Genomic DNA, 14,559 nt, shown 5'->3' on the forward strand with positions numbered 1-14,559 from the left:
CTTCATCGAGCGGCCCCATGCCTGAATTACCTGAAGTCGAAACCACTCGTCGGGGCATCGCACCGCATCTGGTGGGCCAGCGCGTCAGCCGGGTGATCGTGCGCGATCGTCGCCTGCGCTGGCCGATCCCCGAAGACCTCGACGTGCGCCTGTCTGGGCAGAAAATCGTGGCCGTCGAGCGCCGCGCCAAGTATCTGCTGATCCAGGCGGAGGTCGGCACCTTGATCAGCCACCTCGGCATGTCGGGCAATCTTCGCCTGGTGGATGCCGGTCTGCCGCCGCTCAAGCATGAGCACGTCGACATCGAACTCGAGTCCGGCCTGGCCTTGCGCTACACCGACCCCCGTCGTTTCGGCGCCATGCTCTGGAGCCTTGATCCGCTCAACCACGAGCTGCTCGCGCGCCTGGGGCCGGAACCGCTGACCGAGGTGTTCGATGGTTTGCGTCTGTTCGAGCTTTCTCGCGGCCGGGCGATGGCAGTCAAGCCTTTCATCATGGACAACGCAATCGTGGTGGGCGTCGGCAACATCTATGCGACCGAAGCCCTGTTTGCCGCCGGAATCGATCCGCGCCGTACCGCCGGGAGTGTTTCCAAGGCGCGCTATATAAAGCTGGCCATTGAAATCAAACGCATCCTGGCCGCCGCCATCGAGCGAGGCGGGACGACGCTGCGGGATTTCATCGGCGGCGACGGCCAGCCCGGCTACTTCCAGCAGGAACTGTTCGCGTACGGCCGCGGCGAGCAGCCGTGCAAGGTCTGCGGGACCACGCTGCGAGAAGTGAAGCTGGGTCAGCGGGCCAGCGTTTACTGCCCGAAGTGCCAGAAATAATTCCCGACAGCGACAGGAAGTACTGACCGCCGCTTGGTCGCCAGGGTTTATCCGACGTCTCCTACAGGGCGTGTGTCGTCAGTGAGACACGCCGCCCCTTGCGTAAGCCCGCGCCCTGTTTATAGTGAACAGCTTCATATCTGCCTTAGCCTGAAGGACCATGCCATGAGCCCGTTTCGCATGCTTGCTGCCACGTTGGCCGTGTTCTTCGGCTTGCAATTCACGCCTGCGCTGGCTCAGGACGCGACAGGCAGTGGTGATCCCGTCTACGAAATCGAAAGTCCTCCTGCCTACGCGATGATCGGCGACCTGCTGATTGCGCGGCCGATTCTCATCGTTGCCACCGTCATTGGCGCCGGGTTGTTTGTGGTTGCATTGCCGTTTACCGCCGCCGGTGGCGGCATTGGCCGCACCGGCAAGGCCCTTGTCGTGGATCCGGGCAAGGCGGCATTTGTCCGCTGCCTGGGTTGCACCGGCGATGGTTACGGCAAGCAGGACTGATCGGCGCAGGCGCGCATCAGCTTCAGCGCGCCATCGGGTTTGAATATCGTCGAAACGCCGATGCCGCGTGGATCACTGGCCGCTTCAACCCGGGCACTGTTCTTGTGCCACAACAACACCTGCTGGTTGCCAAAATCCTTCGCCGTCTCTTTCAGCGTGTAACCGCGCTCGCGCAGGTCAGCCAGTTCCTGCTCAGTGAAAGTCCCCGGCTCGTACTCGACCACATCCGGCGTGTACTGGTGGTGATAGCGCGGCGTTGATGCCCAGTTGGCAATCGGCTGATCATCAAGGTATTGCAGTATCGACAGCAGCACCATGCTGGGGATACGGCTGCCGCCCGGGGTGCCGAAGGCTGCGAGGGACTGCGGGCCTTCTATGAAACTCGGGCTCATGCTGGAGAGGGGCCGCTTGCCCGGCTCAATGGCGTTGGCGTGACCGCCTGCCGCCGCCGAGGTGCTTTGGCCTTTGGGGTCGATGGCAAAGTCGTCCATTTCATCGTTGAGGATGATCCCGGTGCCAGGCACGGTGAACGCGGAGCCGAAGGGCAGATTCAGCGAGAGTGTCGCCGTGACGGCGTTGCCTTCGTTGTCCAGTACGGCGAAATGGCTGGTGTTGTCGCCCTCACGCCAGCGCGGGGCGGGTGGCAGGATGTTGTTGGGCGTGGCGCGGTGGGGGTCGATGCTGGTGGTGAGTTGCAGCAGGTAGTCGGGGGAGAGCAGTTGAGCCACCGGATTGGGCACGAAGTCAGGGTCCCCCAGCAATACGCGATCACGGTAAGCGCGGCGCAGTGCCTCGATCACCAAGTGCGCCCGCTGGATTTTCCCTGACGACCGCCACGGCAGCTGTTGCAGCATGGACAGGCTTTGCGCCACAGCGATGCCACCTGCCGAGGGCGGCGGTGCGCTGATCAGCTCCCGTTGATCGGCCATCTGAACGCGCAGAGGCGTGCGCGTGACGACTTCATATTCTTCGAAATCGTGGTAATTCCAGATGCCCCCTGCGCGGCGAACGCCGCTGACCATCGCCTGCGCCACCAGACCGCTGTAGAACCCTGCGCGGCCATTGTCGGCAAGGCGCTCCAGCGTCTGCGCCAGTTCCGGCTGGGTGATGACGTCACCCAGATTTGGCACATCGTTGTTGCGCAGAAACAGGCGCGCACTTTCCTTGTTATTACGCAGCGCGAACAGCCGCCAACTGGCGCGTTCGCGATAAACACTGTCCACTTTGAAACCGCGATAGGCGACCCGGATTGCCGGCGCGAGTGAAATCGAAAGCGGCAATCGGCCATAGCGTTCGGCGAGCTCGACTAGCGCAGCGGGAAGCCCGGGAATCGCGGCCGCCAGAGGTCCGTTGAGGGACAGGTCCGGCTGGAGGATGCCTTTGCGGTGGAACATTTTGGGTTTGGATTTGAGCGGCGCCTTTTCGCGCGCGTCGAGAAACTGATACTGAACGGGGTCGCCGGATTGGCGCAGCAGGAAAAACCCGCCGCCGCCGAGGCCCGACCCGTAGGGCTCCACGACGGCGAGGGTCGCGCTGATGGCGATTGCGGCATCGAATGCGTTGCCGCCGTCGACCAGGATTTCCTGACCGGCGGCCGTCGCAATGGGGTGCGGACTGGCAATGGCGGCCTGATCAGGGTGATCGGGGCTGGCCTGGGCCGAAAAAACGCACAGCAGAAACACTGCGCCTGACAAAACAGGTATCCGTTCCAGCATAGAGATCATGCGTATCTCGCTCAATTCAACAGGCGTTAAGCCAGTGTCTTCGGCGAAAGCACGTATGCCGACAGGATATGCGTTCGGTTATGCCTTGCTTGTGATCAGGTTGTACTTGGCCATGAGCTCGTCCTTGCTCTCCACGTGGTTTTCATCCAGCGGGATGCAGTCCACAGGGCAGACTTGCTGGCACTGCGGCTCGTCATAGTGACCCACGCATTCGGTGCACAGGTTGGGATTGATCACGTAGATCTCTTCACCCTGGGAAATCGCTTCGTTCGGGCACTCGGGTTCGCAGACGTCGCAGTTGATGCAATCGTCGGTGATGATCAGGGACATGGATACTCCTGCCACGGTCGACACCGGGGCATATCAAAACGAATGCGGCGGATTGTGCCGCATTAGCGCTCGGTATGCACCTCGCCTCGACGCAAGGCCTCAGGCTTTTTTGAAGCGTTCGCTCAGCGCCTGGGCCACGGCGGGGTGTACGAATTTGGTGATATCACCACCTAACGCTGCGATTTCCCTGACCAGCGTAGATGAAATGAACGAATAGCGTTCGGACGGCGTAAGAAAAAGACTTTCGATGTCCGGGGCCAGTTGCTTGTTCATGTTGGCGAGCTGAAATTCGTACTCGAAATCCGACACCGCGCGCAGGCCGCGCAGCAGGATGTTGGCGTTCTGTTCCTGGGCGAAGTGCGCCAGCAGTGTCGAGAATCCTACGACTTCCACATTGTGCAGGTGTTTGGTCGCTTCGCGGGCAAGCGCAACCCGTTGCTCCAGCGGAAACAGGGGATTTTTCTTGGGGCTGGCGGCGACGGCAATGACCACTTGATCGAACAGGCGCGAAGCGCGCTCGACCAGATCGCCATGACCCTTGGTGATAGGGTCGAAGGTGCCGGGGTACAACACTCGGTTCATCGCGTCGTCCTGGTCGGAGTTCGTTGGGGACTGGATGGTAGCGCAGCACGCTGAGCCGGCCAAGTCGCGCAAGTCTGGAGTGGGCCTGCCGGTGTGATAACCCTTGGGTTTACGGCGTGACGCTAAATGCATTCCCGGCTAAGCCGGCCCCACAATGTTCCACAGCCATTCCCGCCGATTGCATGCGGTCTCATAGTGGGGCCGGCTTCAGCCGGGAAGAGGCCGGTGTGGGCGCCAACAGATTTGCGGTGTGACGCCAAATGCAGTCCCGGCTAAGCCGGTCCCACAATGTTCCACAGCCAGTCCTGCGGGGCGCGTTGTGTCGGTGTGAATTCGTACACGCATCAGCGCACGAACAGTCGCTGAATCAATTTCTGGATCGCCTTTCCATAGGGCGGGTAGATCAGGCGTGCGGCGTTGAAGCGTTGTTTGATCAGCACGCCTTTGGCATGACTGAACGTCAGAAACCCTTCGTGCCCGTGGTAATGGCCCATGCCCGACGCGCCGATGCCGCCGAAAGGCAAGTCGTCCTGAGCGACATGCAGCAGGGTGTCATTCAGGCAGACGCCGCCCGAATGCGTCTGCTCCAGCACGCGGTTCTGTTCATGTCGGTCGTAGCCGAAGTAGTACAGCGCCAGTGGCCTTGGGCGTTGATTGATGTAGGCGAACGCGTGCTCGATCTGGTCATAGGGCACGATCGGCAGCAGCGGTCCGAAGATCTCGTCCTGCATGATCAGCATGTCGTCGCTCACATCCAGAATCAGGCTGAACGGCATTCTGCGGTCCTGCCCCTCGGCGAACAGCTGTACCACCCGGGCACCCTTGGTTTGCGCGTCGGCGAGATACGAATTCAGCCGTGCGACATGCCGCTGATTGATGATTGCGGTGTAGTCCGGGTTGTCGGCCAGCGTGGGATAAAAACGCGTGACGGCTTCTTTGTAGGACTCAACGAATTCGTCAACGCGGTCCCTGGGCACCAGCACGTAGTCGGGTGCTACGCAGGTTTGTCCGGCGTTGAGGGTTTTGCCGAAAGCGATGCGTTCGGCGGCGTCCTTTAGCGGGATGTCGCGGGACACGATGGCGGGGGATTTACCGCCCAGCTCCAGCGTCACGGGCGTGAGGTTTTCCGCCGCCGCGCGCATGACATGCCGCCCGACGCTGGTGGCGCCCGTGAACAATAAGTGATCAAACGGTAACCTCGAAAAGGCCGCGCCGACCTCCGCCTCGCCCAGCACAACCCCGACGTGATCCTCCGCAAACACTCGTGCCAGCAGGCTTTTTAGCAAAGCGCCGGTGGCGGGCGTGGATTCGCTGAGCTTGAGCATCACGCGGTTACCCGACGCCAACGCGCCCACCAGCGGCCCGATGGCCAGATACAGCGGGTAATTCCACGGCACCACCACGCCAATCACGCCTAACGGCTGGTAAACGACTTTCGCGCTCGCGGGCTGGAACGCCAAGCCGACGCTTCGGCGGGAAGGCCGCATCCATTGCTTCAAATGACGCTGGGCATGGCGGATGTTGTGCAGGCAGGGCATCAGCTCGGCGAGGAGCGTTTCATCGGCGCTGCGGTGGCTGAAATCAGCGCTGATCGCGTCAATGATCGCCTGACGCTCGGTGCTGAGCAGCCCGTGCAGGCGGTCGAGCCATTGCTTGCGTTCTTGCAGCGTCGGCATCGGATTGGCGGCGAATGCGCGACGTTGTTCGTCGAATACCTGCTCCAGGCTGCTGCGAAAGGGAGGGGCATCGTCTGCATAGGGCAGAAGCTTGGATTCGACGGGCATCGCAGCAGTCCTTATTAACGTTATGCAGGGGTTTTTAGAGTCATTGCTCTACGAAGTCAACGGTCCTTGCATTCGCTCGCAGACGCACGCCAGACTGTCCCGGCTAAAACTAAACTGCCGCCCTGCAACACCTGACACGGAGTCTCAATGCGCACGGACTATCTGGCGTTTTTCATTTCCCTGTTTCTCTCCCGCCTCGCCGATCAGGTTCTGCTGTTTCTGGTGCCGCTGATTGTCTTTCAAACCACTAACAGCGCGTCCCTGGCGGGGCTGGCGTTCTTCGTCGAGACATTGCCGCGCTTCCTTGCATTCCCGATTTGCGGCGCGCTGTGCGACAAATACTCGCCCATCCGGTTGCTGCACATCAGCCAGATCTACCGCGCCTTGATCTGTCTGGTCGCGATGGGGCTGTACGGCCTGTTTGGCGGCATCGGCTGGCTGATCGGGCTGTCGGCGATCTGCGGCGTCCTGACCACCCAGGGGATCATGGCCCGGGAAGTGGTCATGCCGCATATTTTCCCGGATTACCGCTACGGCAAGACGCTCTCCTACTCTCAGATCGCCGACCAGACCGGCCTGGTGCTCGGGCCTTTGCTGGCCGCGCTGGCCCTGGAAATCTGCCCGTGGTGGGGCGTTGTCATCGGTGTGGCGCTGGTGTTCGTTGCGGCGGATCTCGCCATGGGCGTCTGGCAACGCAAGAGCGACGTCACGCTGGAGCGCTTTGATCAGCACGCAGGCCGCTGGACCCAGCCACTGAAAATCGCCTTCGGACACATCTTCCGACTGGCCGAACTGAAGAAGATCATTTTGCTGGCGGTCGGCGTCAACCTGATCGTCGGCGTCACCCTGGCCAGCTCGGCGGCCATGGCGATCGGCTCGTTTGGCGAGAGCAAAGATTTCTACGCCGGTCTGCAGGCGGCGGGCGCCTTGCTGACCATCGCGATTCTGTTTGTTCTGGCCCGGGTCAGCCTGCCGCTGAAACTGCTCGGTGTGATGTCATACATCGCCTTGCTGCTGGGCGCATTCATTACCGCCACGAGCGCGTCATCCGAGGTCTACCTTGTTGGCTTTCTGCTGATCGTCGGCTTCGACAAGATGTTCAACGTCTACATGCGCAGCATTCGTCAGCGGGTCATTCCGGCGCGGGACTTCGGCAAGACCGTCGGCGTCATCACGCTGCTGAACAACCTGTCGCAACCGCTGGCCGGGTTACTGGTGGGAGTGCTGACGGCGCCGATCGGTCTGCGCGGCGTCATTTTAATCAACGTGCTGGCGGCAGCCGTGCTCGGTGTTGGCGTCGCAGCGGTGGTTCGGCTCAGGGTGGCAACGGCCGTGGAGCGATGAAGTCTGCAACGGGCCCAACGCTTGCGTTAAGATCCGGCACATCCCTGTTACGTTTCGACGTTCGAGTTGAACATGGCGCCGCGCATCAAAACCGTACGCATCAACACCCGTGAACGCATCGTGCACAGCAGCCTGGAGCTGTTCAATCAGCAGGGCGAGCGCAGCGTCAGCACCAATCACATCGCTGCGCACATGGAAATGTCGCCCGGCAATCTGTACTACCACTTCCCCAACAAGCAGGCGATCATCGCCGAGTTGTTCACCGAATACGAAACGCTGGTCGACAGCTTTCTTCACCCGCCCAAGGGCCGTCTGCCGGGTGTCGAAGACAAACGCCATTACCTGATGGCGATCATCGACGGCATGTGGCGCTACCGTTTTCTGCACCGCGACCTCGAGCACCTGCTTGAAACCGATCCCGAGCTGGCAGTGCGTTACCGACGCTTTTCCCAACACTGCCTGATCAAGGCGATGTCCATTTACAGCGGCTTTGTCGACGCGCAGATTCTGAGCATGGACAAGGTCCAGATCGAATCGCTGACGCTCAATGCGTGGATCATCCTAACGTCTTGGGTGCGTTTTCTGTGCACCACCCGGGAGAACGCCGCTCACCTGAATGAGGACGCGATACGTCGCGGCGTTTATCAGGTGCTGATGCTGGAACTGGCCTACGTCACGCCCCAGGCGCGGGAAGCAGTGAATGCGCTGTGCGCGGAGTTTTACGTGCCGTTGGCCAAGGCACTGGAAGACGCTGGCTGACTCGGCCCGGTTGTCTCACTCGATTGTCGTATCGCCCTTTTTTACTGCCTGCAGGAGCCTGTCATGTCCATCGCGCAATTGATCAGCCCGCAACAATTGTCAGAACGCCTGACCCAGCCCGGGCTTGTGATACTGGATTGTCGTTCGTCGCTGGACGATCTGGACTACGGCCAGCGCAGCTACGCAGAGGGCCATATCGAAGGCGCTTCTTACGCTGACTTGCTCAATGATCTCAGTGGTGCCATCACCAAGGGTGTGACCGGTCGCCACCCGCTGCCGGATCCGCAGACACTGATCGAGCGCTTGCGGTTCTGGGGTGTGAACAACCACAGCGATATCGTGCTGTACGACGATGGCCCGGGTGCGCATGCCGCCCGAGCCTGGTGGTTGCTGGCGTGGCTGGGCAAGCGCGACGGCGTGTATGTGCTCGATGGCGGGCTCAAGGCCTGGCATGGGGCGGGTCTGCCGCTGAGTCTTGATCCGCCGCACCAACCCGAGGGTTCATTCGACGGCGTGCCAGATGAATCGATGGTGCTGACGGCCGAGCAACTGCAGGCCCGCATCGGCGATCCCGCCATGACGCTGATCGACGCACGTGCCCCCGCGCGGTTCCGGGGTGAGGTCGAGCCCATCGACCCTATTGCGGGGCACATTCCGAGCGCACAGTGCGCGGCATTCACCGACAACCTCGGGCCGGATGGCCACTTTCTCCCGGCAGAGCAGCTGAAGCAGCGCTTCGCCGAGGCACTACAAGGCCGTCCTGCCCATGCGCTCGTCGCTTATTGCGGTTCCGGCGTGACGGCCTGTCACAACCTGTTTGCCATGACTCTCGCCGGGTATCCGTTGGGGGCGCTGTACGCGGGGTCATGGAGCGAATGGATCAACGACCCGCAGCGGGGCGTCGCGACCGGGGACTAAGGTAGCGGCGTATGTGCCTCACATCTGGCCCATCGCCCAGCGCAGCAAGAAGAACACCAGCAATCCGCCGCCAATGGTCGCCAGAAGATTGCGGCTGAATGCCGCAATGCCAATCGACACGATCCCGGCCAGCAAGTAGGCGTTGTCCAGGGACAACTGCCAGTGCGCGCCGTCGGGCAGCAACATGCCAGGGACGACGATGGCGGTCAGCACGGCGGTGGGTACGTAATGCAGGCCTTGGCGCACCAGCGGCGGGAAACGCAGGCTCGGCCAGGCGAACAGGCTGTAGCGCATCAGAAAAGTGATCGCCGCCATGCCCAGAATCAGCCACCAGTACGTCATGGGCGCACCTCGTTCGGGGTCATGTCGTCCAGCCTTGCCGCTTGCCTTCTCTCCAGAAACACCCCCGTCGCGATGCCACTGAACGCTGCGGCCATGAGCCCCAGCTTGTAGGGCCATGACCATGTCAGCAGGGCAACCGCGCCAGCGACCAGCGCGGCGGCGATTTGTGGGTGGGTGCGCAGTAGCGGCACGACGATACCGATGAAAGTTGCCAGCATCGCGAATTCCAGGCCCCAACTGGCCATGTCGGGAAAAGCCTGACCAAACAGCACGCCCACCAGCGAGCTGCTTACCCAGCAGGCATACAGCGAGCTCGCCACGCCCAGCCAGTACCAATGCGCGAGGGGCGTCCGTCCGTGGACCAGGTAGTGGCGTTGGACGATGGCGAAGGTTTCGTCTGTCAGCCAGAACGCCAGCAACAAACGCCATCGCTGGGGCAGCCCCTGAACCTGTGGCTGCAGGGTGGCGCTGTACAGCACGTGGCGCAAATTGACGATGAACGTCGTCAACAGAATCACCGCCGCGCCGGCCCCGGCGCCCATCAGGCTGATGACGATAAACTGCGCCGATCCTGCGTAAACGAACATCGACATGCCGACCGCCTGCCACAGGGTCAGCCCACCCACACCGGCGAGGGTGCCGAAGATAATGCCGAATGGGGCAATGCCAACCAGCATCGGCACGCTGTCGCGAAGGCCGCGGACGAAGAATTGATGACGGGACATGGTTTTTCTCCTTATGCCCCGGATGGTAAGCGGGTGGCGCATAAGTGTCTTGAACGATCGTGCAGGCGTTAGCGGCTTGGCTGCGTGCCATGGACGTCCGTCAACCACGCCGGAATCCGTTGCTCCAGGTAATACGTCGGCTTTCTAATCGTGCCGCCGACAAAACCCACGTGCCCGCCTTTTTTCTGCAGGTCGAATTCGGTACTGGGCGAAAGCTCCGAGCCTTCAGGCAGGCTGTGCTTGAACACGAACGGGTCGTCCAGGGATTGAATCAGCAGCGTTGGCGTGCGGATGGCGCCGAGGAAGTACCGACTGGAGGCGCGCCGGTAGTAATCATGGGCGTCCACGAATCCATTGAGCGGCGCTGTCACGCGCCCGTCGAAATCCCAGAACGTGCGCATGTCTTTCAGCGAGCCCAGTGCCGCCAGTTCTGCCAGCCCGTCACTGAGGCCTTCGTGCTGAAAGCGTCGCTGCTTGTCCTTGATGTAGCCGACCATCTCGCGCATGAAGTGCCGCTGGTAAACCCTGGAAAACCCCAGCCCGATCCGGTCGGCGCACTCGTCCAGTCGAAACGGCACCGACACCGCCGCAGCCCCCTGCAGGTGGCTGTCGAACCCGGTTTCGCCAAGGTGCTTGAGCAAAATATTACCGCCGAGGGAATACCCGACCGCGTAAAGCGGCGCCAACGGTCGAGCCTTGCGCAGATGATCGATCACGGCGGCAAGGTCTTCGCTGGCGCCGGAGTGATAGCTGCGGGGCAACAGGTTCGGCTCCCCTGAGCAACCTCGCCAGTTGAGGGCAGCGCTGGCCCAGCCGCGTTTTTCCATGGCGTGCTGCAGCCCGGCGACATAGGGGGAGTTGGACGAGCCGGTCAGACCGTGCAGCACCAGCACAACCGGCACAGTGGCGTCGTGCGGGCCGTGCCAGTCCATGTCGAGGAAATCACCGTCTTCCAGCCAGATGCGCTCGCGCCGACGCTCGAGGTGAGTGGTCGGCCGCCAGAGCGGTCCCCACAGGGTCTGCAAGTGCGGGTTACCCAGGCCGAATGCCGGGACAAACCCGGGAAGGTCAGCTCGCGACGGCACTGCGTTCCCACACCGCGTAGTGAACCTGACCGGCTTTCTTTTCACGGTGCAGGCGCCAGTTGGCGGGCATGCCCAGCGTCGACGGCGCGGTTTCGCTTTCGGTGTAGATCCACGCGCTGTCCGCCAGCCAGTTGCGCTCTTCCAGCAGCGTGCAGGCAGGCATCAGCAAGTCCTGGTGGAACGGGGGGTCGAGGAACACCACGTCGAACTGTTCGGCCGGCTGGGTCTCCAGATGACGGAGCGCGTCGCCGGTAGCGGTTTTGCCGACGGTGCAACGCAGTGTGCCGAGGTGTTCGCGCAGGCTGGAGATCGCCATCGAGTTGGTGTCCAGCGCCAGACCCATGCTGGCGCCGCGGGACAGGGCTTCAAGGTACAGCGCGCCACTGCCGGCGAACGGATCGAGCACGCGCGCGCCCTCGATGTACGGCGCCAGCCAGTTGAACAGGGTTTCCCGCACACGGTCCGGCGTCGGGCGCAGACCGGGGGCGTCAGGGAAACTCAGACGGCGACTGCGCCATTCGCCGCCGATGATCCGCAGTTGGCCCAGGCCCGTGTGGATTTTGTGCCCTTTGTGGATACGCGGCGGCTTGGAAGTCGAGGTCATCAGTGCTCCGGAACGCCGAGCGGTTGCTCGGCGGGTTTGTCAGTAGGGGGTGGCAGTGGCTTTTGCGGAACGGTCGGACCTGCGGTCACGATCACCAGCTTGTCGGCGTCCAGATGTTTGTTCATCACGGTCTTGATCTGCTCGACCGTGACGCTCTGGGACTGCGTCATGAAATCTTCGAGGTAGGTCAGCGGCAGATTATAGAAGCCGACCGCGCCCAGTTGGCCAACGATGGCCGCATTGCTGGCAGTCGCCAGTGGAAAGCTGCCGGCCAGTTCGCGCTTGGCATCATCGAGCTCTTTTTGGGTCGGGCCGTTGGCAAGGAAGTCACGGGTGATGTCCTTCACCAGCTTGAGGGTGTTTTCGCTCAGTTCGGCCCGGGTCTGCAGGCTGATCATGAACGGACCTTGCGCCTGCATCGGCGTAAAGCCCGAAGAGACGCCGTAGGTCAGGCCACGTTTTTCCCTCACTTCGGTCATCAGACGGCTGCCGAAGCCGCCGCCACCCAGGATCGAGTTGCCCAGTGAAAGGGCCGCGTAATCAGGATCGCCGCGAGTGATGCCCAGTTCAGCCAGCATCAGGTGCGTCTGCTTGGACGGAAACTCGATGTGAGTCTCACTCGGCTTGGGTTCGGTGGGTGCGACGGTTGGCGCCAGCGCCGGGCCTTTGGGGAGCGCAGCGGAAACTTGCGCCGCAACGGCTTCGGCTTCCGCTCGCGTCAGGTCTCCGGCCAGCGCAATCACTGCGTTGCCAGCGGCGTAGGCCTTGGCATGAAAGGCCTTCAGTTGAGCCAAGGTCAGAGGCGCGATGCTTTTGGCCGTGCCCATGCTCGGATGCGCGTAGGGATGATCGCCGTACAACCGCTTGAACAGCTCATCGCCTGCGAGCTTGCCCGGGTTCTGCTTTTGATATTCGAAGCTCGCCAGCAGCTGATTTTTAATCCGCGCCAGCGAGTCCGCCGGGAAGGTCGGTTTGCCCACCACTTCGGCAAACAGTTTCAACGCAGGCTCGCGTTTGTCGGCGGCGCTCAGGCTGCGCAGCGAAGCGATCGCCATGTCGCGATAGGAGCCGTTGCCGAAATCAGCGCCCAGCCCTTCGAAACCTTCGGCGATGGCGCTGACGTTCTTGCCTTTGACGCCCTCGTTGAGCATCGCGTTGGTGACCAGCGCAATACCGGGATTGGCGCCGTCCTGGCTGCTGCCGGCCGCGAACAGCAGGCGCATGTCGAACATCGGCAGTTCATGGGCTTCGACGAAGAGCACGCGAGCGCCTTCGGCGGTATTCCACGACTGGATGTTCAGCGAGCGGCGAGCCGGCGCTTTACTGTCCAGCTCTTTCAGGGATTCCAGCGTGCTGGCGGCCTTATCGATGGCTTTCGGGGCTTCGGCGGCGGTCTCTGCCATCGCCGATGCCGAACCGAACAGACCAAAGGTTACGGCAAGTACAAATGAGCAGGCCCGCGTTCGCGCAAAGCGGGATTCGTTGCGCTGGCTCATTGGGCTTTCTCCTCAGGCAAAACATGCGCAACGGCGAGGCGCTCGCGGGTGAAATAAGTACGGGCAGCTTTCTGGATGTCTTCCGGCGTCACGCTTTGCAGCGCGGCCAGTTCCTGATCGATGAGTTTCCAGGACAGGCCCACTGTTTCCAGTTCGCCAATGGTGCTGGCCTGACTGGTGATGGAATCGCGCTCGTAGACCAATCCGGCGATCACCTGGGCGCGGACCCGTTCCAGCTCTTCCTTGGCGGGCGGCTTGGTTTTCAGCTCGTCGAGCAGGCGCCAGATGCCGGCTTCAGCGTCGGCGAGGGTTTTCTTCTTTTGCTGATTGGGCGTGGCGCTGATGGTGAACAGGCTGTCGCCGCGGGTGTAGGCGTCGTAATCGGACGAGGCGCCGGTGACCAATTCTTCGCCGCGCTCCAGGCGGGTCGGAATGCGCGCGCTGTAGCCGCCGTCGAGCAAGGCCGAAATCAGGCGCAGTGCGTTGACTGACTGTGGATCGGTGGCGGTGGCCAGGCTCGGCACATTGAAGCCATACATCAGGCTCGGCATCTGCGTGGCGACATGCACGGTGATCTGGCGCATGCCGGGCTCGGCCAGCTCCAGCGGTTTTTTCGACGGCGGTACATCGCGGCGCGGCACCGGGCCGAAGAAGCGCTCAGCCAGGGCTTTTACTTCATCGGGCTTCACGTCACCGACCACCACCAGCGTGGCGTTGTTGGGGACGTACCAGGATTCATACCAGTGGCGCAGCTCCTCGACCTTCATACGCTCAAGGTCCGCCATCCAGCCAATGGTCGGCGTGTGGTAGCCGCTGGCGGGGTAAGCGATGGCCTTGAAGCGCTCGTAGGCCTTGGCGTTCGGCTTGTCATCGGTGCGCAGGCGGCGCTCTTCCTTGATGACTTCGATCTCCCGGGCGAACTCTTCAGGGGGCAGGCGCAGGGTGGCCATGCGGTCGGCTTCCAGTTCGAAGGCAACAGCCAGTCGATCACGGGCCAGCACTTGGTAATAAGCGGTGTAATCATCGCTGGTGAAGGCGTTCTCTTCAGCGCCCAGGTCGCGCAGGATCAGCGATGCTTCGCCCGGACCTGCCTTGGAGCTGCCCTTGAACATCATGTGTTCCAGCGCGTGGGAAAGGCCCGTCTGGCCAGGCGTCTCGTAACTGGAGCCGACCTTGTACCAGACCTGTGAAACCACGACCGGCGCGCGGTGATCTTCACGGACGACGACCTTCAGGCCGTTGTCCAGCGTGAATTCGGTGGTGGGTTGTGGGTCGGCAGCCGATGCGGCGAAGGGCAAACAGATTGTGCTGAGCAGCAGGCCTGCGGCACAGCGGGCTAGAGCATTCATTCGTGATTTGAACCTTGGAGACGGCCTGCTTAGCGTCAGCGGGCGCGGGGGTGTTAGGATAGCGGCCAGTTCGCTCGGCGACTATGGCTGTGACGTAGGACTCTTCGTCCAGTGCCGGAAGGCGATGCGCAAAAGGCGTAAACGGAAGGGCTCTGGCTGAACAAGCGGGCTCGATTACAGTCTGTT

15 protein-coding genes are annotated in these 14,559 nt (G+C 62.0%); 5 read left to right on the top strand and 10 right to left on the bottom strand.

Going from position 1 to position 14,559, the window contains the following annotated elements; all coding sequences use genetic code 11:
* Positions 1–17: 17 nt before the first annotated feature.
* Both mutM and ABEH28_RS20235 read left to right on the top strand, forming a co-directional pair.
* Positions 18–830, top strand: a complete 813-nt coding sequence (mutM, locus tag ABEH28_RS20230; RefSeq protein WP_192173002.1) for a bifunctional DNA-formamidopyrimidine glycosylase/DNA-(apurinic or apyrimidinic site) lyase — start codon at positions 18–20, stop codon at positions 828–830.
* A 165-nt stretch (positions 831–995) separates the two neighbouring features.
* Complete coding sequence (locus ABEH28_RS20235; RefSeq protein WP_192173001.1) at positions 996–1,331, top strand: multidrug transporter; 336 nt, start codon at positions 996–998, stop codon at positions 1,329–1,331.
* Here ABEH28_RS20235 and ggt read toward each other — a convergent pair.
* The 4 genes from ggt to ABEH28_RS20255 form a co-directional block, all read right to left on the bottom strand.
* The gene (ggt, locus tag ABEH28_RS20240) at positions 1,313–3,046 is read right to left on the bottom strand and encodes a gamma-glutamyltransferase (RefSeq protein ID WP_346631027.1); all 1,734 of its coding nucleotides are present in this window, start codon (positions 3,044–3,046) and stop codon (positions 1,313–1,315) included. The two genes, ABEH28_RS20235 and ggt, sit on opposite strands and share 19 nt — an antisense overlap.
* Positions 3,047–3,133: 87 nt before the next feature.
* Complete coding sequence (locus ABEH28_RS20245) at positions 3,134–3,385, bottom strand: YfhL family 4Fe-4S dicluster ferredoxin (protein ID WP_065991092.1); 252 nt, start codon at positions 3,383–3,385, stop codon at positions 3,134–3,136.
* A 99-nt stretch (positions 3,386–3,484) separates the two neighbouring features.
* Positions 3,485–3,967, bottom strand: coding sequence for a pantetheine-phosphate adenylyltransferase (coaD, locus tag ABEH28_RS20250; RefSeq protein WP_192172999.1), 483 nt, complete (start codon positions 3,965–3,967; stop codon positions 3,485–3,487).
* A 344-nt stretch (positions 3,968–4,311) separates the two neighbouring features.
* Positions 4,312–5,751: a coniferyl aldehyde dehydrogenase gene (locus tag ABEH28_RS20255; protein ID WP_346630908.1), complete on the bottom strand. Its 1,440-nt coding sequence runs from the start codon at positions 5,749–5,751 to the stop codon at positions 4,312–4,314.
* A 147-nt stretch (positions 5,752–5,898) separates the two neighbouring features.
* On the opposite strand from ABEH28_RS20255, the gene ABEH28_RS20260 reads away from it, so the two are divergent.
* From ABEH28_RS20260 to ABEH28_RS20270, 3 genes are all read left to right on the top strand, one after another.
* The gene (locus ABEH28_RS20260; RefSeq protein ID WP_346630909.1) at positions 5,899–7,095 is read left to right on the top strand and encodes an MFS transporter; all 1,197 of its coding nucleotides are present in this window, start codon (positions 5,899–5,901) and stop codon (positions 7,093–7,095) included.
* A gap of 72 nt (positions 7,096–7,167) precedes the next feature.
* Positions 7,168–7,854, top strand: a complete 687-nt coding sequence (locus tag ABEH28_RS20265; RefSeq protein ID WP_282368652.1) for a TetR/AcrR family transcriptional regulator — start codon at positions 7,168–7,170, stop codon at positions 7,852–7,854.
* 63 nt (positions 7,855–7,917) lie between these two features.
* Entirely contained in the window at positions 7,918–8,772 is an 855-nt protein-coding gene (locus ABEH28_RS20270; protein ID WP_346630910.1) for a sulfurtransferase, read from the top strand.
* 18 nt (positions 8,773–8,790) lie between these two features.
* Here ABEH28_RS20270 and ABEH28_RS20275 read toward each other — a convergent pair whose 3' ends face one another.
* The 6 genes from ABEH28_RS20275 to ABEH28_RS20300 all read right to left on the bottom strand — a co-directional run bounded on the left by ABEH28_RS20275 (position 8,791) and on the right by ABEH28_RS20300 (position 14,373).
* A complete protein-coding gene (locus ABEH28_RS20275; protein WP_346630911.1) occupies positions 8,791–9,114 on the bottom strand; it encodes an AzlD domain-containing protein in 324 nt (107 codons plus the stop codon).
* Positions 9,111–9,839 carry an AzlC family ABC transporter permease gene (locus tag ABEH28_RS20280; RefSeq protein WP_346630912.1) on the bottom strand — a complete coding sequence of 243 codons (729 nt, stop codon included), beginning with the start codon at positions 9,837–9,839 and terminating at the stop codon, positions 9,111–9,113. The genes ABEH28_RS20275 and ABEH28_RS20280 overlap by 4 nt, the downstream gene beginning before the upstream one ends.
* Positions 9,840–9,907: 68 nt before the next feature.
* A complete protein-coding gene (locus ABEH28_RS20285; RefSeq protein WP_346630913.1) occupies positions 9,908–10,924 on the bottom strand; it encodes a hydrolase in 1,017 nt (338 codons plus the stop codon).
* A complete protein-coding gene (gene rsmD / locus ABEH28_RS20290) occupies positions 10,908–11,528 on the bottom strand; it encodes a 16S rRNA (guanine(966)-N(2))-methyltransferase RsmD (protein WP_065991110.1) in 621 nt (206 codons plus the stop codon). Before rsmD ends, ABEH28_RS20285 begins: the two co-directional genes overlap by 17 nt.
* Positions 11,528–13,024 carry a pitrilysin family protein gene (locus tag ABEH28_RS20295; RefSeq protein WP_346630914.1) on the bottom strand — a complete coding sequence of 499 codons (1,497 nt, stop codon included), beginning with the start codon at positions 13,022–13,024 and terminating at the stop codon, positions 11,528–11,530. The genes rsmD and ABEH28_RS20295 overlap by 1 nt, the downstream gene beginning before the upstream one ends.
* Positions 13,021–14,373, bottom strand: coding sequence for a pitrilysin family protein (locus ABEH28_RS20300; RefSeq protein ID WP_346630915.1), 1,353 nt, complete (start codon positions 14,371–14,373; stop codon positions 13,021–13,023). Before ABEH28_RS20300 ends, ABEH28_RS20295 begins: the two co-directional genes overlap by 4 nt.
* Between the last annotated feature and the right edge of the window lie 186 nt (positions 14,374–14,559).

It is taken from the genome of Pseudomonas sp. Ps21-P2, from assembly GCF_039672565.1.
Lineage (GTDB): Bacteria > Pseudomonadota > Gammaproteobacteria > Pseudomonadales > Pseudomonadaceae > Aquipseudomonas.